Annotated in this window: 25 protein-coding genes; 21 read left to right on the top strand and 4 right to left on the bottom strand. The window is 47.9% G+C overall.

All coding sequences use genetic code 11. The annotated features are described in order from the left end of the window. The 17 genes from dapB (at window position 1) to A4U59_RS13675 (ending at window position 17,354) form a co-directional block, all read left to right on the top strand. Window positions 1-801: a 4-hydroxy-tetrahydrodipicolinate reductase gene (gene dapB / locus A4U59_RS13765; protein WP_070121120.1), complete on the top strand. Its 801-nt coding sequence runs from the start codon at window positions 1-3 to the stop codon at window positions 799-801. A gap of 22 nt (window positions 802-823) precedes the next feature. Continuing rightward, complete coding sequence (mgsA, locus tag A4U59_RS13760) at window positions 824-1,234, top strand: methylglyoxal synthase (protein WP_070121119.1); 411 nt, start codon at window positions 824-826, stop codon at window positions 1,232-1,234. A 106-nt stretch (window positions 1,235-1,340) separates the two neighbouring features. Further along, window positions 1,341-2,489, top strand: coding sequence for an N-acetyl-alpha-D-glucosaminyl L-malate synthase BshA (gene bshA / locus A4U59_RS13755; protein WP_070121118.1), 1,149 nt, complete (start codon window positions 1,341-1,343; stop codon window positions 2,487-2,489). Then, window positions 2,486-3,682: a CCA tRNA nucleotidyltransferase gene (locus tag A4U59_RS13750; RefSeq protein WP_070121117.1), complete on the top strand. Its 1,197-nt coding sequence runs from the start codon at window positions 2,486-2,488 to the stop codon at window positions 3,680-3,682. Before bshA ends, A4U59_RS13750 begins: the two co-directional genes overlap by 4 nt. Further along, window positions 3,667-4,653 carry a biotin--[acetyl-CoA-carboxylase] ligase gene (locus tag A4U59_RS13745; RefSeq protein WP_070121116.1) on the top strand — a complete coding sequence of 329 codons (987 nt, stop codon included), beginning with the start codon at window positions 3,667-3,669 and terminating at the stop codon, window positions 4,651-4,653. The genes A4U59_RS13750 and A4U59_RS13745 overlap by 16 nt, the downstream gene beginning before the upstream one ends. A gap of 237 nt (window positions 4,654-4,890) precedes the next feature. Then, window positions 4,891-5,727 carry a 3-methyl-2-oxobutanoate hydroxymethyltransferase gene (gene panB / locus A4U59_RS13740; protein WP_070121115.1) on the top strand — a complete coding sequence of 279 codons (837 nt, stop codon included), beginning with the start codon at window positions 4,891-4,893 and terminating at the stop codon, window positions 5,725-5,727. Continuing rightward, window positions 5,724-6,572 (top strand): pantoate--beta-alanine ligase, encoded by an 849-nt coding sequence (panC, locus tag A4U59_RS13735; RefSeq protein ID WP_070121114.1) that lies wholly within the window; start codon window positions 5,724-5,726, stop codon window positions 6,570-6,572. Before panB ends, panC begins: the two co-directional genes overlap by 4 nt. 15 nt (window positions 6,573-6,587) lie before the next feature. Beyond that, on the top strand, window positions 6,588-6,971 hold the full coding sequence (gene panD / locus A4U59_RS13730) for an aspartate 1-decarboxylase (protein ID WP_070121113.1): 384 nt from the start codon (window positions 6,588-6,590) through the stop codon (window positions 6,969-6,971). Window positions 6,972-7,802: 831 nt separating this feature from the next. Beyond that, window positions 7,803-10,610: an ATP-dependent DNA helicase DinG gene (gene dinG / locus A4U59_RS13720; RefSeq protein ID WP_070121111.1), complete on the top strand. Its 2,808-nt coding sequence runs from the start codon at window positions 7,803-7,805 to the stop codon at window positions 10,608-10,610. Between the two features lie 59 nt (window positions 10,611-10,669). Continuing rightward, window positions 10,670-11,527 (top strand): ComEC/Rec2 family competence protein, encoded by an 858-nt coding sequence (locus A4U59_RS13715; protein ID WP_070121110.1) that lies wholly within the window; start codon window positions 10,670-10,672, stop codon window positions 11,525-11,527. A 112-nt stretch (window positions 11,528-11,639) separates the two neighbouring features. Beyond that, on the top strand, window positions 11,640-11,816 hold the full coding sequence (locus tag A4U59_RS13710; RefSeq protein ID WP_070121109.1) for a YpmA family protein: 177 nt from the start codon (window positions 11,640-11,642) through the stop codon (window positions 11,814-11,816). 14 nt (window positions 11,817-11,830) lie between these two features. Further along, a complete protein-coding gene (locus A4U59_RS13705) occupies window positions 11,831-12,307 on the top strand; it encodes a cell wall elongation regulator TseB-like domain-containing protein (RefSeq protein WP_070121108.1) in 477 nt (158 codons plus the stop codon). A 32-nt stretch (window positions 12,308-12,339) separates the two neighbouring features. Further along, the gene (locus tag A4U59_RS13700) at window positions 12,340-13,512 is read left to right on the top strand and encodes a pyridoxal phosphate-dependent aminotransferase (protein WP_070121107.1); all 1,173 of its coding nucleotides are present in this window, start codon (window positions 12,340-12,342) and stop codon (window positions 13,510-13,512) included. Window positions 13,513-13,746: 234 nt separating this feature from the next. Further along, window positions 13,747-15,039: an asparagine--tRNA ligase gene (gene asnS / locus A4U59_RS13695; protein ID WP_070121106.1), complete on the top strand. Its 1,293-nt coding sequence runs from the start codon at window positions 13,747-13,749 to the stop codon at window positions 15,037-15,039. A 453-nt stretch (window positions 15,040-15,492) separates the two neighbouring features. Then, window positions 15,493-16,200 carry a DnaD domain-containing protein gene (locus A4U59_RS13685; RefSeq protein WP_070121104.1) on the top strand — a complete coding sequence of 236 codons (708 nt, stop codon included), beginning with the start codon at window positions 15,493-15,495 and terminating at the stop codon, window positions 16,198-16,200. Between the two features lie 12 nt (window positions 16,201-16,212). After that, a complete protein-coding gene (gene nth / locus A4U59_RS13680; protein WP_070121103.1) occupies window positions 16,213-16,869 on the top strand; it encodes an endonuclease III in 657 nt (218 codons plus the stop codon). Further along, window positions 16,869-17,354, top strand: coding sequence for a YpoC family protein (locus A4U59_RS13675; protein ID WP_070121102.1), 486 nt, complete (start codon window positions 16,869-16,871; stop codon window positions 17,352-17,354). Before nth ends, A4U59_RS13675 begins: the two co-directional genes overlap by 1 nt. Before the next feature lie 214 nt (window positions 17,355-17,568). On the opposite strand, the gene A4U59_RS13670 is transcribed toward A4U59_RS13675, so the two are convergent. Next, window positions 17,569-20,127: a PBP1A family penicillin-binding protein gene (locus tag A4U59_RS13670; RefSeq protein WP_070121101.1), complete on the bottom strand. Its 2,559-nt coding sequence runs from the start codon at window positions 20,125-20,127 to the stop codon at window positions 17,569-17,571. Between the two features lie 17 nt (window positions 20,128-20,144). Further along, window positions 20,145-20,759: a Holliday junction resolvase RecU gene (gene recU, locus A4U59_RS13665; protein ID WP_070121100.1), complete on the bottom strand. Its 615-nt coding sequence runs from the start codon at window positions 20,757-20,759 to the stop codon at window positions 20,145-20,147. Window positions 20,760-20,914: 155 nt separating this feature from the next. Here recU and A4U59_RS13660 point away from each other — a divergent pair, with 155 nt between their 5' ends. The 3 genes from A4U59_RS13660 to A4U59_RS13650 all read left to right on the top strand — a co-directional run bounded on the left by A4U59_RS13660 (window position 20,915) and on the right by A4U59_RS13650 (window position 22,965). Further along, window positions 20,915-21,883, top strand: coding sequence for a DUF2515 domain-containing protein (locus tag A4U59_RS13660; protein ID WP_245680562.1), 969 nt, complete (start codon window positions 20,915-20,917; stop codon window positions 21,881-21,883). Between the two features lie 129 nt (window positions 21,884-22,012). Then, the gene (locus A4U59_RS13655; protein ID WP_157888188.1) at window positions 22,013-22,504 is read left to right on the top strand and encodes a helix-turn-helix domain-containing protein; all 492 of its coding nucleotides are present in this window, start codon (window positions 22,013-22,015) and stop codon (window positions 22,502-22,504) included. A 104-nt stretch (window positions 22,505-22,608) separates the two neighbouring features. After that, entirely contained in the window at window positions 22,609-22,965 is a 357-nt protein-coding gene (locus tag A4U59_RS13650; protein WP_083270851.1) for a YppE family protein, read from the top strand. Window positions 22,966-23,008: 43 nt separating this feature from the next. On the opposite strand, the gene A4U59_RS22425 is transcribed toward A4U59_RS13650, so the two are convergent. After that, window positions 23,009-23,140, bottom strand: a complete 132-nt coding sequence (locus A4U59_RS22425) for a hypothetical protein (RefSeq protein WP_281183671.1) — start codon at window positions 23,138-23,140, stop codon at window positions 23,009-23,011. Between the two features lie 5 nt (window positions 23,141-23,145). Further along, window positions 23,146-23,283, bottom strand: coding sequence for a hypothetical protein (locus A4U59_RS21395; RefSeq protein ID WP_157888187.1), 138 nt, complete (start codon window positions 23,281-23,283; stop codon window positions 23,146-23,148). A gap of 149 nt (window positions 23,284-23,432) precedes the next feature. Here A4U59_RS21395 and A4U59_RS13645 point away from each other — a divergent pair, with 149 nt between their 5' ends. After that, window positions 23,433-23,798: a YppG family protein gene (locus A4U59_RS13645; RefSeq protein WP_083270850.1), complete on the top strand. Its 366-nt coding sequence runs from the start codon at window positions 23,433-23,435 to the stop codon at window positions 23,796-23,798. Window positions 23,799-23,999: the final 201 nt, after the last annotated feature.

Here is a 23,999-nt window from a genome sequence, read left to right as displayed (position 1 = left end):
ATGGAAACAATAAGAATTATCCTGGCTGGACCGCGCGGAAGGATGGGTCGGGCAGCTGTGGGATTAATAGAAAACACTTCCCATTTCGAATTGGCGGCAGCAATCGACCGCAAAAATGACGGAAAAATGCTGGGTGACCTGGAAGATATGCCGGCTCTCAATGCCCGCGTTTATGAAGACATCGAACAATGCCTGTCAGAAACAGATGCAGATGTCCTTATCGATTTGACTACGCCGGAAGTTGGAAAACTGCATACCGAAGCAGCCCTCCGTCACGGTGTCTGTCCTGTGGTGGGTACAACCGGATTTTCGAGCAGTGATATCGCAGAGCTGACAGCACTTGCCGAAGAACGGGAAACGGGTGCTATCATTGCGCCTAATTTTGCGGTAGGAGCTGTTTTGATGATGAAATTCGCCAGGATGGCGGCCAGGTATTTTCCGGATGTGGAAATCATTGAAAAGCACCATGACAGGAAACTGGACGCACCTTCAGGCACCGCTGTAAAGACTGCCGAATTGATCGCTGAAATCAGGGAGTCGAAGAAACAGGGCCATCCTGATGAACAGGAGACGATGGAAGGGGCCAGGGGTGCTTCATATGACGGCATTCCGATTCACAGCATCCGGCTCCCCGGCCTGCTGGCGCACCAGGAAGTCATATTCGGCAGTGCCGGCCAAACATTGACAATCAAACACGATTCGTTTGACCGCGGGTCGTTCATGTCAGGTGTGAAAGTGGCTGTCGAAACGGTAAAACAGCTTGACACTCTTGTTTACGGCCTTGAAAATATCCTGGAATAGCTGCGAAAAGGGGGATGGAGCTATGAACATTGCATTGATTGCCCATGATAAAAAGAAACGGGAAATTATCCAATTTGCACTTGCATACAAACAGGTACTTGAGCAGCACAGCCTTTATGCAACCGGAACGACAGGCAAGAAGATCAAAGAAGCGACTGGACTAGATATTACCAGGTTCGAGTCCGGACCGCTCGGAGGCGACCAGCAAATCGGTGCTATGGTTGCGAAAAATGAGATGGATATGATCCTGTTTTTCCGAGATCCGCTTACTGCACAGCCGCATGAGCCGGACGTATCGGCATTGCTCCGTCTCTGTGATGTGTACGGCATACCGCTTGCCACCAACCTGGGCACAGCCGAAATCCTGGTCCAGGGCCTTAAAAGAGGCGATCTGCAATGGCGGAGAATCGTTCACGGGACAGATGTTTATTGATTTCAGAAGAACAGTAGTAGCTGCAGCCAGAAACTCTCATGAATGGCAGCTCATTTTCCGGCAGCTTACAAGGTTTTGAATGATAAAGATTGGTTTGGTGATAGACATGAAATTGAAGATTGGCATAACGTGCTATCCGACGGTGGGCGGATCAGGGGTAGTCGCGACGGAATTGGGAAAGCTTCTTGCCCAGCGCGGCCATGAAATCCACTTTATAACATCTGATGTCCCGTTCAGGCTCGACAGGCTTTATCCGAATATTTATTTCCATGAAGTCGAAGTCAATCAATATTCGGTATTCAAATATGCCCCGTATGATATTTCGCTGGCAAGTAAAATGGCAGAAGTGTCGAAACGGGAAGGGCTCGATTTGCTTCACGTCCATTATGCTGTTCCTCATGCGATCAGTGCAATACTGGCCAGGGAAATGACCGGCGGTAAACTGAAAGTCGTGACCACGTTGCATGGAACCGATATCACCGTCCTCGGGGAAGATCCTTCGCTTAGTGAGGCTATCCGGTTCGGGATAGAGCGTTCGGATGCAGTGACAGCCGTAAGCCGCGCGCTCATCGACCAAACAAGGGAGATGCTAATGACTGACAAGCAGATCATACCGATACATAATTTCGTTGATGAACGTGAGTACCACCCAAGGAAACATGAAGGGCTGAGGGCCGCCTACGGAATATCGCCTCACGAAAAAGTGGTCGTCCATATTTCGAATTTCAGGCATGTAAAGCGGGTGCCTGACGTGATTCGTCTTTTCGGTAATATCGTCCGCAGCATGCCGGCACGGCTCCTTTTGATCGGTGACGGCCCTGAATATTCCAAGGTTAGTTCACTTGTCAGCGAGCTGGGGCTGGAAGACCATGTTCTGTTTCTCGGAAAACAGGAAAACGTAGCAGAATTGCTTTCTATCAGCGATTTGATGCTGCTCTTGTCACAGAAGGAAAGTTTCGGCCTGGTGCTCCTTGAAGCGATGGCTTGCGGAGTACCATGCATCGGGACAGATATCGGCGGAATTCCTGAAATCATCGAACACGGCAAAAACGGTTATATTATCGACACCGGTGATATTGAAGCGGGGACACGGCATGCGCTTGGATTACTGGAAAACAGTGTTTTGCATAGCCGTTTCCGGCAGGCCGCCCTCGATACGGCAGCGCAAAAGTTCCATTCAGGAGCCATCGTGAATCAATATGAAAAAGTTTATTACGAAACGCTCGCCGAAAAACCGATGGAGGAAAAGCGATGAACAGCGTGTTTGAGATACCAGCGGCGATTATCGATCGCCTGATAGAAAACGGATATGAAGCATATTTTGTAGGTGGTTCCGTGCGAGATATGCTGCTGGGCCGGGAAATCGGAGATGTTGATATCGCCACTTCCGCACAGCCCCGGGCAGTCATGCAGCTTTTCAATAAAACCCTTCCGATCGGAATCGAGCATGGTACCGTTGTAGTTGAGCAATCGGGCCATTTTTACGAAGTGACAACCTTCCGTACAGATGGCGACTACCTTGACTACCGGAGGCCTTCGGAAGTGAAATTTGTCTCTTCCTTAAAGGAAGACTTACAGAGACGGGATTTTACCATTAATGCGATCGCACTAACAAAAGACGGCCAAATCATCGACCCTTTCAGCGGCAGGGATGATCTTCAACGGAGACGGATTTGTACGGTGGGAAATCCGTCGGAACGGTTCTCAGAAGACGCACTGCGGATGATGAGGGCCCTCAGGTTTTCAAGCCAGCTTGACTTCAAGGTGGAAGAAGAGACAGTTAAAGCGATTACCCTCCACGCAGAAATGTTGAAGCATATTGCAGTTGAACGGATTTCTGTCGAGTTTGATAAGCTTCTTCTCGGTGAGAACAGGGGGCAGGCACTAAGACTGCTCGCTGATACAGGACTGTCAGAATCCCTGCCAGGACTCGCCGGCCGTAAAGATGTGCTGCATCAGATGGCAGACAGCCGTCTTCGGGAATTGAGGGAGCTGACCGAGTTTTGGACAGTTCTTTTTCACTTTCTGGATCTTTCGGATCCTCAAAGTCTGTTTGAAATTTGGAAGTTACCGAAAAAGCGGCGCACAAATATCCGGATATTGCTGGATGCCGTTCATTCTGCATCGTCTAAAGGCTGGACAGATTGGCAGCTCTACAAATTTGGCGGGTCTTATTCACAATCGGCCGCCAGAATCACCGCGGCATTATCCGGTGTAGCTGCACAGCCGGCTCTTGAAGAAATCGCCAGAAGGTACAGCAGCTTGCCGATTCATTCCCGAAATGAACTTGAACTTGACGGCAGGAATCTTATTTCCTGGAGTGGAAAGAGACCTGGACCATGGATTGAGAAAGCGTTGTCGAGTGTCGAAAAAGCGGTAGTGGAGCAGAAATTGGCAAACGACAGGGCTGATATGAAGGAGTGGCTTGAGCAATGCAACCTGCTGTAAAAGAAACGCTGTTGAACATGTTTGCTGACAGGCCGGGGCAATTTCTATCAGGCCAGCAAATATCAGAGGCGCTCGGCTGTTCGAGAACAGCGGTCTGGAAATACATCGAGGACCTCAGGAAAGAGGGATTTCGGCTGGAAGCTGTTCCGCGTAAAGGTTACCGGATTACAGCGCTTCCAGAAACGCTGTCTGGAAGCGCTATCCGATTCGGATTGAAAACCGCCTGGTTTGGAGGTACCGTGGAAGTCCATGATGCACTGCCCTCCACCCAGAAAACCGCTCATATCCGTTCGAACGAAGGAGCAGCAGAAGGAACAGTTATTGCTGCAGAAAAACAGACGGAAGGCAGGGGACGGCTAAACCGCAGCTGGGATTCGATTGCTGGAAAGGGAATCTGGATGAGTATTATCCTTCGTCCGGATATCCCGCCCCGGCAGGCACCGCAATTAACATTGCTTGCAGCTGCGGCTGTCAGAACGGGAATACAAAAAGTGACCGGCCTCACCAGCGATATTAAGTGGCCGAACGATCTCCTAATAAACGGCCGGAAGGTGGCCGGTATTTTAACCGAGCTCCAGGCTGACCCGGACAGAGTCCAGGCCGTCATCATCGGTATCGGCTTGAACGTGAATCATGATCTGGCCGATTTTCCAGCCCATCTGCAGGATAAAGCAAGCTCCCTTGCCGCTGAAGGAGGAGTGCATTTCAACAGGAATGCGGTCATTGCCGGCATTCTTGAAGAACTGGAGTCCCTCTATTTTAAATATTTGAAAGAAGGTTTTGCACCCGTCAAACAGGCATGGGAAGAAGGAGCGGTCAGCATCGGACGGAAAATAACTGCAACAACAGTGACCAGTACACTTACGGGATATGCAGTCGGCATAACGGGTGACGGAGTGCTCCTTCTGAAAGATGAAGAAGGCGCCATTCACCAGATATATTCAGCAGATATAGAAATTGTACCCAGATAGTAAGGAATCTGTTATACTACATGTAGCCGGGCAGTATCACCTGTGAACTGCACCGCCTTGCAGTTTTGTGATTTTCATATGATTTGTCAGGGAATATTCTGCCTTGATCCAAAAATGATGGACTGGGACAGAGGGATGATTGCCGAATGCTTATTTAATCACGCCTCTTCCAGCCGGAAGAAGGCGTTTTTTTCGGTTGCTTCATCTTTCTCGCTCCCAAAGAGGAGGAGGAAAGACATGAAAGGGACAAAGGAATTTACGAAGATGAAGATTGAAAGTGAGCCGATTGTCATGGTAACCGCCTATGATTACCCATCGGCAAAACAGGTGGAGGAAGCAGGTGCTGATGTTATCCTTGTCGGCGATTCTCTCGGAATGGTCGTACTCGGCTATGAATCGACTGTGCCTGTTACGGTCGCTGATATGATCCATCATACCAAAGCCGTGAAACGGGGTGCTCCGGATACATATGTTGTAACGGATATGCCGTTTATGAGCTATCATGCCTCACGGGAAGACACAATGAAAAATGCCCGCAGAATCATCCAGGAAAGCGGCGCCAATGCGCTGAAAGTGGAAGGCGGCGGGGAAGTGATTTCCGTAATCCGGACGCTGACTGAAGCGGGTGTGCCGATTGTCGCTCATCTTGGCTTGACGCCCCAGTCGGTCGGGGTGCTCGGCGGTTATGGTGTACAGGGTAAGGATGCTGAATCAGCCCGCAGACTGATGGAGGATGCCAGGGCTGCTGAAGCAGCGGGTGCCGTGATGCTTGTACTTGAAGCGGTGCCGAAGCAGTTGTCAGCAGCTGTGACAGAGGCGCTTGCGATTCCTGTAATCGGGATAGGTGCCGGACGGGATACGGATGGCCAGGTTCTCGTCTACCATGATGTAATCACATACGGAGTGGAACGGGTACCGCGCTTTGCGAAACGTTATGCCGATGTGAATACTGCAATCAAAAATGGCATTTCACAATTTGCGGCTGAAGTGAAAAATCGTGAGTTTCCAGGTGAAGAGCACAGTTTCACAATGAAAAACGAGCAGTTGGCCGCATTATACGGAGGCCAGGAATGAAGGTAATCAACACGATAGCCGAAATGCAGCAAGAGATGGTAAAGCAGCGAAGCAGCGGCCGTTCAATCGGCTTTGTTCCGACGATGGGTTATTTGCATAAAGGGCATCTTACCCTTGTTGAAGCAGCCAGGGAAGAAAACGATCTTGTCGTGCTAAGCATTTTCGTCAATCCGCTCCAATTCGGGCCTGCAGAAGATTACGGCGCTTATCCGCGCGACTTTGACCGGGATGAGGAGCTCGCGGCAGATGCTGGTGTTGATTACGTATTTTATCCCCATGTGAAGGAAATGTACCCTTCCGAAATGACCGTGTCTTTGAAGGTGGAAAAGAGAACGGATGTGCTGTGCGGGCGGTCTCGGCCAGGCCATTTCGACGGGGTGGCAACTGTTCTGATCAAACTCTTTAACATCACCCTGCCGCACAGGAGTTATTTCGGACTGAAAGATGCACAACAGGTGGCGGTTGTAAAAGGTCTCGTTGAAGATCTCAATTTTCCGGTGGAAATCAGGGAGGTCGGCATTGTAAGGGAGGAAGACGGTCTTGCGAAAAGTTCCCGGAATGTGAAGCTGACGAGAGCGGAAAGAGATGAGGCGCCCGCAATCTACTCAGCGTTGAAAGCGGCCGGGGAAAAATTGAAAGCGGGGGAACTTGATGCCGCTCCCATCATTAAAGGCGTAAAAGATGTAATTGAAAGCAGGACAAGCGGTGTCGTGGATTATGTGGAGTTATACAAATACCCTGAGTTGACTAAAACGGAAACGTTGTCAGGAAAAATGATTTTGGCGGCGGCTGTCAAATTTTCAAAGGTTCGCCTTATCGACAATGTTATCATCAAGATCAACTGACATAGGAGGATAAACATGTTCCGTACAATGATGAATGGAAAAATACACCGTGCTGTCGTGACAGAAGCGAATCTTGATTACGTCGGCAGCATTACGATAGATGAAGATTTGCTTGATTGTGTCGGCATGACGGCGAATGAGAAAGTGCAGATTGTCAATAACAATAACGGCGCCCGCTTTGAAACATATATCATTCCCGGTGAACGGGGGAGCGGAGTCATATGCCTGAATGGAGCGGCAGCCCGCTTGGTGCAAAAGGGCGACACGGTCATTATCATATCATATGCCCTCATCCCTGAGGAAAAAGTGAAAAACCATACCCCGAAAATCGCAATCATGAATGAGGACAACAGTATCCGTGAAATGATCGGCGCAGAACCGGAAGCAACGGTCCTGTAGCGATCGCGGGAGCAATCAAAAGAGCCTTGGATTTTCTGGAACAGGACGGTTTTTGAGTGCAAAACATTAAATGCCGCATTAATTAGCAGTTCAATTCACATATGAATTGGACTGCTTTTTTTGTTGTTAAGGAAATTATAAAATATAAGCGTTGTGGATAAAAACCAGGAAGGAATCGTCCAGCTCCAGGCGCCAGCGGCTATCGTCATAAACGGTGATCCCCTCCGGGAGGAAAGAGAACCTCCCTGCGGGTACTCCCGCTTATGCGTACGACGCTAAGCGGGCGCCATGCGCATTTGTTCTTACTGATTTTTGGCTAAATTATATAAAAGCGGGACATCTATTCATGCACCAGTTGATTGGAGCGGAAAGGCGAGACTCCGGCGGGAGCAGCGGGACAGGTGAGACCCCGCAAGAGCGGGTAGCGATGACGAGGTTCACCGCCCGCCCCGCGGCAAAGAAGACACCGAGAGTGCGACCGGAGGGGAAGCAGGAACGGATATCGCACTTATGTCCGTGGCGAAAGCGATCTCCTGCAGCGAAAATCAACTCTCTGCTTCAAAAACAATTTTTACAAACACGTCAGTAACCAAGTTGCTTTCGTTCAATAAGCTTGTATAAGAAAAAGACCAAAGTTTTTAAATGTTGCACTTCTAAACCAAGCGTGCGAGAGATTTTAAGGGTTCATTAACATCGATCACGCATTTTGCAAAGCGGAGTTAACAGTATGGCATCATCTGTGCGGTTATCTTCTTTTGAGTTTCACACAAAGAAAAACTATAATGAATCTAGCATAAAATAGTGAGCAATAAAAAGCCGGGGTGTCCTTACGTGAGTAAATTTGCAGTAATTGATATTGAAACAACAGGAAACCAGCCGAAAAGCGGCGATAGTATTATAGAAATAGGGGCAGTGATCGTAGAGGATGGAATTGTTACGGGACGGTTCGAAACACTCATCAACCCGCTGAAGCCCATCCCGCCGTTCATAAGCAGTCTGACGGGTATTACTGATGCCATGGTGGCGGAAGCACCGCTGTTTTTGGAAATTGCCGCGGAGCTTCATGAAATGCTCGGAGGCTCTTTTTTCGTAGCGCATAATGTACCGTTTGATCTGGGGTTCCTTCAGCAGGAATTTGAGGAGAACGGGTATTTGCCGTTCAGCGGCCCCCGCATCGATACGGTTGAACTTGCACGGCTTTTATACCCTTCCCTTGGCAGCTATAAATTGAATGAGCTGGCGGATGTGTTCGGCTTGAACCATACAGCTCACCACCGGGCAGCCAGTGATGCTGAAGCGACAGCTGCTTTGCTTGTCAAGATGCTTGCTAAGCTTGAAGCACTTCCGATACCGGTTTTGAAAAAACTGCTTCCACTTTCCAAAAAATTAAAAAGCAGCCTGTCTGGCTTGATCCACAGCACATTGGACCGAAAGCAGCAAGAGAATTTGTATGGGCTGGATGACGGGTATGAAGAAATTGAAGGTCTCGTATTCAAAAAGACAGTCAGACAAACGGCAACATCACCGGAAATCAAAGTGGATAACCGATATGAAAAACATATAGAACACATGACAGGAAGCGGCGGCCGGCTTTCCAGGGCCATGGGCACGTATGAGAACCGGCCCGGCCAGAGGGAGATGATGGATAAAGTACATAAGGCTCTCACCAATCACAGCCATCTTCTCATCGAAGCGGGAACAGGGACCGGAAAAACGCTTGGTTACATGGTGCCGGCTGCCTTTCATTCGCATCGGACAGGGGAGCCGGTCGTCATAAGCACACAAACCGTCCAGCTTCAGGATCAGCTTCTTGAAAAGGATATGCCCGCATTAAAAGAGGCTCTGCCTTTCGCTTTTTCTGCTTCAATACTTAAAGGCCGGAGCAGGTATTTATGTCCGGCCAAGCTGGCCCGCCATTTTCATGATCTGTCGGAGGACAATTACGACAGATCGCTCATGAAAGGGCAGCTGCTTATCTGGCTTACTGAGACAGATACCGGTGATATGGATGAACTGAATCCCCCATCAGGCGGAGATAAGTTATTGAAGCAGGTGAGTGCAGCTTCCTGCACTCACCTGAATTGCCCGTTCAGCGAAAAATGCTTTTATGCCCTTGCACGTAACAGGGCGGCACGCTCTAACGTGATCATAATCAATCATGCATTATTGATGGCTGATTTGAAAGCCGGAGCCGGTACACTGCCTGACTATGGTGAACTGATTGTAGATGAAGCTCACCACCTTGAAGAAGCATGCGGGAAGCAATTCGGAATCCAGCTTGATTATGCGTCATTCCAGTCGCTGTTCCAGCTGCTCGGAACGAAAGACAACCCGCAGCTTGTCCGAAAACTTACTGAACTTGCAGATGTGCCCGAGAATCAGCTTAACCCTGGGGAATTTGAACATTTTATCGAGCAAGCCCAGTATGAACTTGATGAATTGCTGCGTCTGATTCATTCGTATGTAATGAAAAGAAGGGTAAACACGAAGAGTGAAATCGGCAGGATAAGTTATAAGCTATCAACTGAAAAGGAGAGTAATTCATTTTGGAGAACCATTCAGGAAATCGCAATGCGTGTCGATTCCCGGCTTGCAGGTATCACCAGGATTGCCGAGTCTGTAAAATCAAGGCAGGGTATTCCTGAAGCCCTCCCTGAATATGCTGCCGGATTGATGGACGATTTCTTCCTTTTTACGGATATACTTGAAGAACGCCGCATACAGCTTTCCGAAGTGTTGCTCGATTGGTCAGAAGGTAATGTGTATTGGATAGAAGTTGACCCGAAAGGAGCAAAAAACGCAATCTATTTGTACAGCCAGCCGATATCCGTAAGCGATCTGCTGGCAGACAGTCTCTTTGCAAAAAAGCGCAGTGTCATTCTGACTTCTGCCACCTTGACCGTCAGCCATTCCTTTTCATATATGATTGACCGGCTCGGCCTTTATGATATCCAGCCTGATGTCCTTGAAGTTCCGTCTCCATTCAATTTTATGGAACAAGTAAAGGTGATGGTGCCAACTGACATTCCAAACATAAAAGAAGTCGACAATATCGTTTATGTGCAGGAAATTGCTGAAAAAATCATTGACATAGCACGGGTGACAAAAGGCAGGATGCTGATTCTTTTCACCTCTTATGAAATGTTGAAGCAAACTTATTTCATCGTGAAGGGGCTTACCGCACCGGAAGAATTGATCCTGATCGGCCAGGGCATAAACAGCACCTCAAGGACGCGCCTTACAAAAAACTTCAAGCAATTTGACAATGCTGTTTTATTCGGTACGAGCAGCTTCTGGGAAGGGGTAGACATTCCCGGCGAAGATTTAAGCTGTCTAATAATCGTAAGGCTTCCGTTTGCTCCGCCGGACAATCCTGTGATCCAGGCAAAATCCAGCGCACTGAGACTGGCAGGCAAAAGCGCATTCAACTCATTTACGCTTCCCCAGGCGGTCATTCGCTTCAAGCAGGGGTTCGGCCGCCTGATCAGGTCTGGGAGTGACAAAGGTGCTGTTTTTGTATTTGACCGGAGGCTCGTTACGGCGAAATACGGAAAAGTATTCCTGCAATCGCTGCCTGATGTCGAGTTGATTGAAAAACCGTCTTCCGTATTGATCAATTTTCTTGATGAATGGCTGTGATACTTTTTCATGTTCTGAGACACCCTAAACATACTGCGCTAAAGAAAGGGACGTTCAGAATGAAAAAGTTTTTAGTCATCGCTGCTGTTTTGCTGGCAGTCATTTTCCTGCTGACGGAACGGACGGCAAAATCTGAAAAAGTGGAGAAGATCGAATTGAATCTCCAACAAAATGAAGTTGCCGTGACATTCCTTGAATTATCAAACGGTGAAGCGACGCTCATTCAGAATGCTGGCGGGCATACGGTCCTCATCAATAGCGGAGGTATAAAAACAAAAAAAGAGCTGAAGCACCAGCTTGACATGTACGGCGTCAAAAAAATCGACCTTTTGATCATAACGAATACGGATGAGCTGTATACCGGCAATGCGGATTGGCTCATTTCAGAGGAGGTCGCCGGGCGATTGGCGGGTCCCCCATCTTATATCAACAGCCTCCAAACCCGTTTCAATTATGGGGAAAACCGCTTTGACGCCTGGGAAGAAGGCGACTTGAAAGAACTGTTTTCCGGAATGGTTGTCAAAGTCCTCGCTGCCGGAGGGGAAAATGACAATAAGGAGGGTCTCATCCTGTCAATGCGTTACGGGAAGAATCATTTTCTTTACATGGGAATTGACGGGGAGGAAGTTGAAGACAGGCTCATGAAAGCGGGTGTGCCGCTGAAAGCGGAGGTCTTGAAAGTACCTGATTTTGCGGAAAGCGGAACAACCCAGCCTTTTATGGAGGAAGTCGACCCGCAATCTGCCGTCATCTTTTCAAAAAAACACTCGGAGCCGGACCGGGCAATTGTCGAAAGGATGTATGAATCGTGGATTGACGTATACCATACCCGCCGATTCGGCAATGTTTCATTTAAGTGCACAATGGATGATTATGAAGTTTTTACAATCCCTGTACGGAATGCCGGGGAAAAATGAACAGGAAGTTCTTTAAAATCTTCAAAACACTGATATAATGGATGAGAAACGGCCTGCCCCGAATATTCATGGAAGGCAGGCCTCATGAAGATTCGTTCGTGGAGGGTATGACATGGAAAAGAACAGCAAGATTGAAAAACTTACCACCGTCCGGATAAAAAACTCATCTGATTTATACAAAATTGTGGATGCGCTGAACAGGACGCTGAAAGACAGGGATTTGATGTTCGGTCTGGCTCTTGATGAACAAGACCAGGAAACAGCTGTATTCACGATTTACCGTACATAAGGACGATGTAAGATATGAAAAAATGGATATTAGCGATTATGATCGCCGTTTTAGCCATTGCAGCCGTTTCGCTTGTTAATCTTTACAGGACAACGCTGGATCCGGAGAAGGAAAGGGCGGACGAAGCTTCCTCAGTAGCACTTGAAAACACAGAAATGGAGTCGGTTGGCAAGGTTGAACATTTTCACGGCACGTCCGCTTACCACGTTGTTTCCGGGACTGACGGCAGCGGTCAGAGAATGTTCGCCTGGATTCCAGACAATCATGACGGGGAGCCTATTGTCCGTTACGAGAAAGAGGGGATTTCAAAAGGACAGGTGATTGACTTTTTCAATAAAGAAGTCAACCCGCGGAAAATCATCGATGTCCGGCTTGGCATCGAAGAGAACGTTCCTGTCTGGGAAGTATCCTATATCGACCGCAAAGACCGGATATCTTATTATTATCTTGCATTTAAAGACGGCACCTTCATAAAACGATACAGACTTTAAGTACCATTGATCACCTATAAGGGGGAGTAATTGTGAAATTGGCAAAACGCGTTTCGAACTTGACGCCGTCCTCTACACTGGCCATTACGATGAAGGCGAAAGAACTGAAGGAACAGGGGCACGATGTGGTAGGACTCGGCGCAGGGGAGCCTGACTTCAATACACCCGCCCATATCATTGAAGCGGCATACCAATCAATGAAAGAAGGCCAGACGAAGTATACTCCGTCAGGAGGACTGGCCGGCCTGAAGAAAGCGGTAGCAGAAAAGTTTAAAAATGATCAGGGCCTCGAATATAGTCCATCTGAACTGATTGTGACGTCAGGAGCAAAGCATGCGTTATACACACTGTTCCAGGTCATTCTTGACCCTGGGGATGAAGTCATCATTCCTTCCCCGTACTGGGTCAGCTATCCGGAACAGGTAAAGCTCGCAGAAGGAAGTCCTTCCGTTATTGAAGGCAAGGAAGAAAACCAGTTTAAAATCACACCGGATCAAGTAAGGGAAGCCATTACGGCCCAAACGAAAGCACTTATTCTCAATTCGCCGAGCAACCCTACCGGCATGATGTATACAGCTGATGAACTTGAGGCAATAGGAGCTGTATGCCTTGAGCACGATATTCTTATCGTTTCCGACGAAATTTATGAGAAGCTTGTATATGCGGGCAACAGACATGTTTCAATTGCCCAGCTGTCTCCCGAACTGAAAGCACAGACGGTCATAATCAACGGGGTATCCAAATCCCACAGCATGACTGGGTGGAGGATAGGGTATGCAGCAGGCAATGAAACAGTTATCAAGGCTATGACAAATCTGGCAAGCCACAGTACATCCAATCCGGCGTCAGTAAGCCAATATGGTGCCATTGCCGCTTATGAAGGGCCGCAGGATGCTGTCGAGCAAATGAGAAAGGCCTTCGAAAGCAGGCTTGACACGATTTATATGCAGCTGCGGGAAATTCCCGGGTTCACCTGTGTGAAACCCGAGGGCGCTTTCTATTTATTTCCGAATGTGAAGGAAGCGGCAGAAATAAAGGGTTTAGAAGATGTGGATGCATGGGCGAAAGCATTGCTAGAAGAAGAGAAGGTGGCGGTCATTCCAGGCAGCGGCTTTGGTGCGCCTGACAATGTGAGGCTCTCTTATGCGACTTCCCTTGACCAGCTGGAAGAAGCGGTGCGCCGCATGAAGCGTTTTATGGATTAAAACCGAGGGGAAGCTGACAGGCTGTTACCTGACCGAACCCGTCAATATTGCCTTTCGGCAATGTTGACGGCGCTTTTCGTCGAAATGTATAATGGTACTTATCACATCACGCATTTTTGATCGCCATATCATGAAAAATAGCATTCAGCATCGGCCGAATGCTGTTTTTTCATGATTGTTATGAACAGTTTCCGGTACATAATAGGATTGCATAGAAGAGTTGGAGGGAATCAGGTGAAAACGACAATTTCACAGGTCAGTCAATACGTAGGGAAAGAAGTGACAATCGGGGCCTGGCTCGCGAATAAGCGGTCAAGCGGAAAAATCGCCTTTTTGCAATTGCGCGACGGCACGGGCTTCATTCAGGGCGTTCTGGTGAAGGCAGAAGTAGATGAAGCGATTTTTCAAAAGGCAAAAAATCTTACACAGGAGTCATCACTGTATGTAACCGGTACTGTCCAGGAAGATGAAAGGTCGCCATTCGGTTATGAATTGCTGGTAACTGATGTTGAAGTGATTCATGAAGCGGTCGATTATCCGATCACGCCGAAAAAACATGGAACTGAATTTTTGATGGACAACCGCCATTTATGGATCCGGCATAAACGGCAGCATGCAGTTTTGAAAGTCAGAAATGAAATCATCCGGGCAACATATGAGTTTTTCAATAACGAAGGTTTCATAAAAGTCGATCCCCCGATCCTGACAGGGAGTTCAGCAGAGGGAACGACAGAGTTATTCCATACAAAGTATTTTGATGAGAATGCCTATCTTTCCCAGAGCGGGCAGCTTTATATGGAAGCGGCAGCTATGGCATTCGGCCGTGTATTTTCTTTCGGTCCGACCTTCAGGGCGGAGAAATCGAAAACCCGCCGCCATCTCATAGAGTTTTGGATGATCGAACCTGAAATGGCATTCATGGATCATGAGGACAGTCTTCAGGTCCAGGAACAATATGTAAGCTATGTCGTTCAGTCCGTTTTAAACAATTGCGCTCTTGAACTTAACGTTCTTGGCCGTGACACGGCCAAGCTTGAAAACGTGAAGGCGCCGTTCCCGCGCATTACATACGATGAAGCGGTCGAACTTCTTCATGATAAAGGGTTTGATGATATCGAATGGGGAGAGGACTTCGGCGCCCCGCATGAAACGGCAATCGCAGAGAGCTTCGACAAGCCCGTTTTCATTACGAAATATCCTGCGGCTATCAAAGCGTTTTACATGAAGCCAGATCCGGAGCGGGAAGAAGTCGTCCTTTGTGCGGATTTGATCGCACCTGAAGGATACGGTGAAATCATAGGCGGATCACAGCGAATTGATGATCTCGGGTTAATGGAACAGCGTTATGAAGAGCACGGCCTGACAGGTGACGCTTACAAATGGTATCTTGAACTCCGCAAATTCGGTTCAGTTCCTCATTCCGGCTTCGGGCTTGGCTTGGAACGGACTGTTGCATGGCTTACAGGTGTGGAGCATGTCCGGGAAACAATCCCGTTCCCGCGTCTTTTGAACCGTCTATATCCATAGGATTTGTTATAGCACAATGTTGATGGAGAGGAAGGCACGGGCCTGCCAGAACTCACTCCGCATATTCTCCGTTAGCTAAAGGGTTCGAGGAAGCATATTCAACATCATGCTGGAGATGCATACCAGAGGGTGGCCCCTGGGGTATGCAGCGTCAGGGATGCATAATGGAGATGAAGAGCATCTCTAAGGTCTGCTCCGTCTTGTGGCAAACCCGGGGAGCAGCACATCCTGTGCAAGGGGAGAGTGAGTGCCTGGAGCAGGAGTCAATATCCGTGTTTAACCGAAAGATCCATAAAAAGAGATGCGGCCCCCATCTGAACAATATGGGGGCCGTATTGTTGGGGCATGCATTGATTTTTCACACCAAGAAGCCAGTCCGGGTGCCAAATATAATTACTTCGCCGGGACCGGGGATGCCAGCTGGCATGTTATAATGGATGAGAGGTGGACAGGATGAAAAGAGATATATTAATTGATTTTTTACAGGATGGGCCGGTTTCATTGCCGAAACTGCTTTTTACACATTATCGCAGCTTGAATATAAATGAAACGGAAGTCATGCTGCTTATACATCTTCATATTTTCATTGAAAGCGGCAACTCTTTTCCGACACCGGGTGAGCTTTCTGAGCGGATGTCTGTCTCTGCAGAGGAGTCGGCTTCTTTATTGAGGAAGCTCATGCAAAGAGGCCTCCTCGCCATTCATGAAAGTAAGGATGATTTGAATGTAAGATTTGAGACGTATTCACTGCGCCCGCTGTGGGAGCAGCTCGTCTATCAGCTTGAAACGGCTGATGCACAAGCGGCGGAAAAGGACCGGGCAGAAAAGACAATCAACCTTTATACACTGTTTGAAAAGGAATTCGGCCGGCCGCTGTCTCCGATTGAATGCGAAACGCTGAATATGTGGGTAGATCAGGATGGCCATGATACTATCCTCATCAAGGCTGCATTACGCGAAGCCGTCGTTTCCGGAAAATTGAATTTCCGCTATATCGACAGAATTTTATTTGAATGGCAGAAGAATCGGATACATACAGTCGAACAGGCAAGGTCATACAGCCAGAAGTTCCGCAGAGGAACGAACAAAAGGGAAGCGGGCGAACCCGTTAATAGTGATGGAAAACGGGAAGTGACGTTTTACAACTGGCTTGAACAATGAGGGGTGGTAACAATGCTCAATAAGAAACAAGTCCGCTATTGCCTGGATGTTATGGGGGAAATGTTTCCGGTGGCGCAATGCGAACTCGTTCACAAAAATCCTTTTGAACTGCTGATCGCTGTTGTCCTTTCAGCACAGTGCACTGATGCGCTGGTCAATAAAGTGACAGCAGAGCTTTTTAAAAAATATAATGAGCCGGAAGATTATCTGGCAGTCCCGCTGGAAGAGCTCGAAAACGATATCAGATCCATAGGTCTTTACCGAAATAAAGCGAAAAACATCCGAAATCTTTCTCAAATGCTGATCGAGGATTATGGACGGCAAGTTCCTGATTCAAGGGAAGAGCTGGTGAAGCTTCCGGGAGTCGGGCGCAAGACTGCCAATGTTGTGATGTCCGTCGCATTCGGCAAACCGGCGATTGCGGTGGATACCCATGTAGAACGGGTTAGCAAGCGCCTTGCATTCTGCCGTTGGAAGGACAGCGTACTTCAGGTCGAAGAGACGCTCATGCGTAAAGTTCCGGAAGAAGAGTGGGGATTGACACACCACCGCATGATCTTCTTCGGACGTTATCATTGCAAGGCCCAGTCGCCGAAATGTGAAGTTTGCCCGCTTCTAGACGTGTGTCGGGAAGGCAAGAAGCGGATGAAACGGAAGGGAAATGCGTGATGGCAGAAAAACTTAACGTTCCCGCGGCTTTTATCCATCCCCCATTTTTCAAGGATGATTCAGTAAAAAATCAGGATGAAACTCCGTTTTTGGCCGAATTGCTTTTTCTAAACGGCTTGTGTGACAAAGGTCCGTGGCAGGATCCGGCAAATGAGGTCCCTGATCTTTTCATCTGCTGGGATAAAGAGCGGCAGGGGATTGCCGTCCTGTTCAAGAAGAAACGGAAACAGGAAGCGAGGGCGCAAATGGTTAAATGGACTGCCCGCTATCTGCAGTCCCTGTTCTGGACGAACGGGCTGCCCGTAAGCGGAGTATCCGATCTTTCGGCAGCACTCGGAAATCTTGGCCATAAGCCGGTCAACGCCGGGGAACGGCTTGGTTTTATCCTTGAAAGTCCCGATCATTACCACTCTTTCATTCAGCTGACACAGCTGTTTGATGAAACGAAAAAACTTTTTTATAAAAAGCTTGCACTGCAAAAATAAGCACGCTCTGGATGGCCAGAGCGTGCTTATTTCATTGTTAAGGAGATAAAAAGCCAGAAGGGAATCATCCAGCTCCAGTCGCCAGCGGCTATCGTCATCCCCTCCGGTAGGAAAGGAGCATCTCTCTGCGCTTATACGTACGCCGCTGAGCGGGCGCCTTGCGCATTTGTTCTGTTTTGGTAATTTAGCAGCTAAACGTACGCCTTGTGTTTTTTTATTGGCTTAAGAGGGGAGGGGGATTGGTGCCGGTATCATCCCCTCCCTGATCATCATCTTCACCGGTTCCGGTGTCACCGCCGCCGTCCCCGGTATCGGTGCCATCATCCCCGCCGTTCCCATTGCCGTTCCCATTGCCGTTCCCGTTGCCGTCATCCTGTCCGTCCCCGCCGTTTCCTTCATCGTCATCCTGTTCATCACCTTCTCCGGGGATATCCGGAAACGGTTCTTCTTCTTCGGTTTCAGGGACTTGAATCTGGGCCATGACTGACTCGCTGCGGAGGTCGCTGTCATCACTTACAGCGGTCACCTGAATTTTGTAAAGGCTGCCTGGCGTTACATTTTCAATTCCGATTGCGGTATCTTTGCCTTTCATGACTTCCTGATACTCACCGTCATCAACGGCAAGCTTCACCTCAAATGATACGTTCTCACGTTCATCTTCCGGATAGGACCACTCGACAAATACCTGGTTCATTTCTTCATCATATTTTGCCTTCAGGTTCTGCGGAGGCGTGAGCTCCTTATATTTTTCAGATACTTCTTTTGGTGTGGTGCCTTTTACAAACAATTCATACGTGATTTTATCTTTTGGCGTGAAATCACTCGGCAGCTTCGCCGGATTGGACCCTTTCTCGATGCCGACTTTAACGACACTCTTCGGCATCTTGAAATCAGCCGTTTTCACGTCTTTTGATGCTTCGTTCATTATTTTTGAGAAAATGTCTTTTGCAAGGCCTTTTTCAGCGGATGTTTCAAGGTTGCCCTTGCCTTCATAGCCGGTCCAGACCGCTGCAGTATACTTTGTCGTATAGCCGACGAACCAGCTGTCCCGGTAATTATTCGTCGTTCCGGTCTTGCCGGCAACAGGCAAGCGGCCGACCTTTCTGCCGACAGCGGAACCAGTACCGTTCCTGACCACACCTTTCAGCATATCCGTAATCATATATGCCGTATAGTCATGCATGACAACTTCCGGCTCAGGGGCAAGTTTGACTTCCCGGCCATCCGGGAAAACGACTTTTGTGACAGCATGCGGGGTATTATAAACACCGCCATTCCCGAATGCACTGTAGGCACCCGCCATTTCAAGGGGCGATGTTCCGTCAAAACCGCCGATTGCACTGGATTCATAGGGAACATCCCGCAAGTCATCGATGCCGAGTTTATGTGCGAACTCACCGGCACGCTCGGCTCCGACTTCCTGGAATGTTTTTACTGCGGGTATGTTTCGAGATTGTTCGAGTGCCGTACGGATTGACATCTGCCCCAAATGCCTGTCATCCCAGTTTCCGACTTTTTCCCCGTTTGAATACTTGTAAGGCTCATCGACAATTTGATGATAAGTCGACCATTTCATATGCTCAATCGCCGGGCCGTAATCAAGAATCGGTTTTATTGTGGAACCCGGCTGCCTGTTCAGGTCATAGGCAAGGTTGATGCCTCTGGAGACGTTGCGGTTGCGGCCATCGCCGACAGCGCGGACTTCACCGGTCTGGGTATCAAGCAGCACGACGCCAGCCTGGACTTTATCATTAGGATAATTGATGATTTCATTGCCATTCAGCATTTCTTCCATATATGACTGGGCGTTCGGGTCAAGCGTCGTATATACTTTCAAACCTGCTGTATACACATTCACGTCACCGAATAGATCTTCATTCGCTTCAATCTCATCGATGACAAGGTCAACAAATGACCCGTATTTTTCATCTTCCTGTTTATTCTGGACCAGGGTGCTTTGTATGGGCGTCTTTTTGGCAGCTTCTGCCTCCTCGCTGCTGACAAATCCGTGTTTTTCCATTAAAGTAAGGACGATGTTTCGCCGTTTTTCGGCAGCTTCAGGATGCCGGAAAGGGTTATAGCGGTTCGGGCTCTGCGGCAGGCCGGCAATCATTGCCGCTTCATGGAGCTCAAGGTCTTTCAGCTCTTTTCCGTAATATTCCTCAGCTGCCTTTGCTACTCCGTATGCCCCTTCAGAAAAGAAAATTTTGTTCAAGTACATTTCAAATATTTGTTCTTTGGAATATTTTTGTTCGAGCTTTATGGCAAGCCATTGCTCCTGTACCTTCCTCGAGATCGACTTTTCAGGGGAGAGGAAGGAATTTTTCACAACCTGCTGAGTGATGGTGCTGGCGCCCTCAGCGCCAAACCCTTCATTTATATTGGCGAGCACGGCTCCGCCGATTCGCCTGAAATCAATACCAAAATGCTCGAAGAAGCGGACATCCTCGACCGCTATGAATGCATCTTTAACGACATCAGGGACTTCATTATAGTCCACCTTTTCGCGGTTCTGCTTTCCGAGCTCCCTGAATACTTCCCCGTTCGCATCGAATAGCTGGGAAGCGAGCGGGTCCTGGAGCAGGGTCTCATCAAGGTCAGGGGCATCCTGGATCATTGCAAAAAATGTGACTCCGCCTGCAATGATGCCGACCAATCCAAGCAGCAGCAGGGCAATAATGGTTTTCTTGAAAAGCCCGCGTTTTTTCCGCGGCTTCTTTGCAGGTTTTGTTGCCTTCTTTCGTTCTTGTCTTGAGTTGTAATCGTTTTTCATTTTATGTCATCTGCCTTTCAGTCAGAAAAATACAATTCATTGACAGCTTTCAAATAATCAATGCGTGGATGAAAACCAAGCGGAATATGATATCCATATTTTTCAATATCTTTTTTTGGAATGGATTTTCGGCCTCCTTTTTCCTGCACGTCCCAGTAAACAAATAGATGTGCCGCATCAAGAAGATACACTTCGTCAATAGATGCGAAGCGCAACAGCAAAAAACAGATGCCGTCCTGTGCTTTCACTTCTTTCATATGGGCAATCTGGTGTTCATGGAAATTCTTAAGCGGAAATGAAGTTTTATTCCTCGTTTCCTTTGCTTCGAAATCGATATACTTCCCCTGATAAACTCCGTTATAGTCAGTTGTTGATGCTTGTTTGAAATAGGCCTCTTTTATGACAGCGGCACTTCTTTTAGGATAATCAACGTTGACGATCTGCACCGGGGTCGGTTTTTTGTGGATGACCGCGACCCTGTGTTCCCGGTAATAAATATTCGAAGCATTAATATCTTCTTCGAGTGTCATCCCCCGGTTTCCGTACGTCTTCATTTTACTGCCTCCGGTATGCCGCTCTCCATTTGGCTCCGAAGGCTGATAGGCTTTTCCATTGGGGTAACGAATAGCCAAGGTAAACACCTCTTTTCTTGCCTGAATTGATTGCAGACTTTCTTATTTTATCATATCAGCCCAAATTTTTCCCTGTCTGAGGAGGCTGGTATAGCAGTCTCCGTTAAACGAATACTATCTGTATAACAAAAACCGGCCGGATGGAGGGAGGACGTGTGACAGCAGATAATAAAGAAATCATACAAATAGTAAAAAAAATGACAGACCGTAAAAACATTGATAATATTACCAGGACAAAAGCGTATGAGCGGTACTATTCCCGTAATCCAGAAATCCGCTGGGCGCTGCTCGCCGGGATGGTTTCCCGGAATGCCGGCTATAATATGACGGATCTTGAGAGCAAATGGTTTCAAAGGAGTCTCAAGCCGGATAGGAGAGAGCAGTTATTTCTGACGTATGAACGCGCCAACTGGCTCATTTTTTCTGATGCGTTTCCGCAGCTCCTTTTATACAGGATCTCAAAGGATTTAGGCAAGCCGATGTTCGGGCTGCTGAACCAATTCAATGTCTCGGTGTTCATGGAAAGGGAATGGAACCGTTTCTGGGTGTCCGGCGACATTGAGAGGCTTGTATATGCACTGATCATAAATGAACAGCATGTGATTCAAAAACCGGTTATCGAGCACCCGGTTTATGAAAAGGCGGTATTCCGGTCACTTGCCTTCAAGTTTGAGGAAAGGCTTCATTTTTCAACAGTGCTTTTCCCGACGAGGGAGGGGGAACTGTTCGGATACTCCGTGCACGGCTTCAAAAAAGTCAGCAACCGGATCAAGCTCGGCAAGCGGCTCGCCGGCTTGCTGTTTCATCCCGGCTATTACAGAGCCATAATTGATTTTTCGAACAATACGGAGCACACCGGATCAAGGAATGATTACGGAAGGTTCCTGGGTAGAAGCGGAAGGATGTTTTCCACTCCGATGCTGCGGTTGTGCCAGCCTGTTGTCGAACATAGCAGGAATCCACTTCCTGATTGGTATAAAGGCCGCATGCAGAAATGGTGGTTCAGGAAAGAACAGCAGGCAAAAAACATCAGGCTTACTTCCTGGTACATTGACAAACAGCGGCAGCTCCACACATTGATCCGTTTGGAGGAAAAAATATTGCCGAAAGGTAAACTTTTTTAAAAGCTGCACGTTGTCGATTTGCCCCAAAATCCACTTTCTTTGCCGAACACCTTCTAGTTTTGTCACACATGAAGGGAGAATGAATTGCGCATCGAATATGTGAGCAAAACGACCGGGAGGGGATCCGTGATGGAATACGCAATGAAAACGAAAGAGGCTGCGGAATATTTAGGTGTCGATCCGAAGACGATCCGGAACTGGACGAAGCAATATGAAATTCCATGCAAAAAAAACGGGTATGGCCACTATGTGTTTGAAGAAGAGGGGATGCGCATGCTGCATTCCATCAAGAGTGAAAAGACAGGAATGCCCGAACAAGACGGTGCTGTACAGGTAACACAGAATCTGAAGACTGATGCCGTGGAAGAAAAAATCCAGATGCTGATGGACAGGATTGATTATCTGGAAAAAAAGCTTGAAAGCAAAGCCGATGAAGTTGTTGCCGTCCAGTTATTGAATCACCGTGAAGAAATAGAAGAAACGACTAAAAAAGTAGAAGAAGTCATAGGAAGAATAGAGGAGTTCGAGAATAAAGTAAACGAGAACAAACAGGCACTTGAAGAAGGCTTTAAAGTCGAAAAACCGAAAAAACGGAAAGTACTGAGCTTCTTCAGCTTTTAACTACTCCCGCAGCGTCTGCCGCGGTATTTTTTTGTCTTTAGAGGGGCGGCGCGCTGGATTCCTGCTGGATCATTCTGATATAGTGGCGGTGGAGGGATATGAAGATGCACAATCAAACCCGGGAACTAAAAAAACTGACAAACGAACTGCTCGGCTTTGTGGCTGAAGCACTTGAAATATACGAAAACCCTCAGGAAGGCAGGGAAGTCGATTTTTACGGGGAAGTCAAGCCGTTTGCCGACAAGATGAAAGCATCTGCTGATAAATGGCAGGAACTTGCCGAAACATGGCTGAAAGAAAACAAACCTGATTATTTACATATGCCGCAAATCGTTTCCACTCATGAAAACCTTAAGATCATGTCCATACAGGCATTTTACCGTGATACAAGGAAAAGGAAGTTTCAGGAGATGGTTCAATCTGTACATTATGTGTTGAAAAGCCTTGATGAGAAAATTTGAAATGCATCGTAAAGCTCCCGCATAATGCGGAAGCTTTTTTTGTTCAAGCGTTGCTTTCCCGGCTGCTATCCGATTCGTAAAGTTCTTTTTTGGACTTAACGACACCGTTCGGGTGCTGGTTCGCTTCTTTTCTTGTCCTTGCCATCCGTTCTTTTGTCTGTTTGGATTTTCCCATGTCCTTCATTCCTCCGTTTTTTGAACGTATTTCGGCCGGTCGCCTTCAGATGCAACAGGTTCGATCATTAAAGGTTCTTCCTGTTTTGGCTGCCGGTGTTCGTGATTTTGTTTTTTTTGATTGAACGATTTGCCTCTGCCCATTTTTCACACTCCTTTTTGTAACGCTCCTGTTAGTGTTCCCCTCCACCATAAAAAACATGACAGCGGTCCGGTTTAAATCGGCTTGATAAGTAATTCCAGCGTTACACATCCATTTCCTGTCATACATAAAATAGAAAGAAAAGCAGCCAATGGGGGTGAAGATGTTGTATAGAAACAATCCATACCGGCCCAGGCCGTTTCCGCCGGAAGCTGGATCGATGACGATGCCGCCTTTTCCGCCGTTTTACGAGGTGAATCCGTATGTGCAGCAGCAGATGACGCCATATCAAACCGATTTCCTGCAAAACACGGCATTTTATGGAGGAAGCGAAAACTGGCAGCAGCCGTTTCCGCCGGCTGGAAAGAGGCCGATGGACCATATTCTGGGTGCGTATAAAACGAAAGAAGGATATTACGATGTCGACAAAATCGTCCAGACGTTCGGGCAAGTCATGAATACCTTCAATTCGGCGGCACCCGTCATGAAGCAATTCGGAAGCCTGTTTTTAAAATGAAGGCTGTGTTAAAGCTCAATGTTGATTGTTTACACTAGTTGATTTGAATGGAAGGTGCGGGACTCCTCGAAAATAAAAACCAATTTTCTTCGTGCGGTGTCTTTTCAAAGAAGTTTATTCAACGTCCTGCGGGACTAGCGGGACAGGTGAGACCCCGCTAGTGCGATAGCAATGAGGGAGGCTCACCGCCCGCCCAGCGGC

Source organism: Bacillus marinisedimentorum, assembly GCF_001644195.2.
In the GTDB taxonomy this organism is placed as follows: domain Bacteria; phylum Bacillota; class Bacilli; order Bacillales; family Bacillaceae_O; genus Bacillus_BL; species Bacillus_BL marinisedimentorum.
Note: the sequence above shows the minus strand (reverse complement) of the source record. Positions and strands in the feature narration are given on the sequence as shown.

What these genes read in the sequence shown, in the direction of transcription:
- dapB (WP_070121120.1), top strand. Translation starts at nt 1, where the DNA reads ATGGAAACAATAAGAATTATCCTGGCTGGACCGCGCGGAAGGATGGGT.
- panD (WP_070121113.1), top strand. Translation starts at nt 6,588, where the DNA reads ATGTTCCGTACAATGATGAATGGAAAAATACACCGTGCTGTCGTGACA.
- A4U59_RS22425 (WP_281183671.1), bottom strand. Translation starts at nt 23,140, where the DNA reads ATGGGAAAATCCAAACAGACAAAAGAACGGATGGCAAGGACAAGAAAA.
- A4U59_RS13655 (WP_157888188.1), top strand. Translation starts at nt 22,013, where the DNA reads ATGGAATACGCAATGAAAACGAAAGAGGCTGCGGAATATTTAGGTGTC.
- A4U59_RS21395 (WP_157888187.1), bottom strand. Translation starts at nt 23,283, where the DNA reads ATGGGCAGAGGCAAATCGTTCAATCAAAAAAAACAAAATCACGAACAC.
- mgsA (WP_070121119.1), top strand. Translation starts at nt 824, where the DNA reads ATGAACATTGCATTGATTGCCCATGATAAAAAGAAACGGGAAATTATC.
- A4U59_RS13710 (WP_070121109.1), top strand. Translation starts at nt 11,640, where the DNA reads ATGGAAAAGAACAGCAAGATTGAAAAACTTACCACCGTCCGGATAAAA.
- A4U59_RS13675 (WP_070121102.1), top strand. Translation starts at nt 16,869, where the DNA reads ATGGCAGAAAAACTTAACGTTCCCGCGGCTTTTATCCATCCCCCATTT.
- bshA (WP_070121118.1), top strand. Translation starts at nt 1,341, where the DNA reads ATGAAATTGAAGATTGGCATAACGTGCTATCCGACGGTGGGCGGATCA.
- A4U59_RS13715 (WP_070121110.1), top strand. Translation starts at nt 10,670, where the DNA reads ATGAAAAAGTTTTTAGTCATCGCTGCTGTTTTGCTGGCAGTCATTTTC.
- A4U59_RS13705 (WP_070121108.1), top strand. Translation starts at nt 11,831, where the DNA reads ATGAAAAAATGGATATTAGCGATTATGATCGCCGTTTTAGCCATTGCA.
- A4U59_RS13645 (WP_083270850.1), top strand. Translation starts at nt 23,433, where the DNA reads ATGGGGGTGAAGATGTTGTATAGAAACAATCCATACCGGCCCAGGCCG.
- panC (WP_070121114.1), top strand. Translation starts at nt 5,724, where the DNA reads ATGAAGGTAATCAACACGATAGCCGAAATGCAGCAAGAGATGGTAAAG.
- A4U59_RS13650 (WP_083270851.1), top strand. Translation starts at nt 22,609, where the DNA reads ATGCACAATCAAACCCGGGAACTAAAAAAACTGACAAACGAACTGCTC.
- A4U59_RS13745 (WP_070121116.1), top strand. Translation starts at nt 3,667, where the DNA reads ATGCAACCTGCTGTAAAAGAAACGCTGTTGAACATGTTTGCTGACAGG.
- panB (WP_070121115.1), top strand. Translation starts at nt 4,891, where the DNA reads ATGAAAGGGACAAAGGAATTTACGAAGATGAAGATTGAAAGTGAGCCG.
- A4U59_RS13750 (WP_070121117.1), top strand. Translation starts at nt 2,486, where the DNA reads ATGAACAGCGTGTTTGAGATACCAGCGGCGATTATCGATCGCCTGATA.
- A4U59_RS13670 (WP_070121101.1), bottom strand. Translation starts at nt 20,127, where the DNA reads ATGAAAAACGATTACAACTCAAGACAAGAACGAAAGAAGGCAACAAAA.
- nth (WP_070121103.1), top strand. Translation starts at nt 16,213, where the DNA reads ATGCTCAATAAGAAACAAGTCCGCTATTGCCTGGATGTTATGGGGGAA.
- A4U59_RS13685 (WP_070121104.1), top strand. Translation starts at nt 15,493, where the DNA reads ATGAAAAGAGATATATTAATTGATTTTTTACAGGATGGGCCGGTTTCA.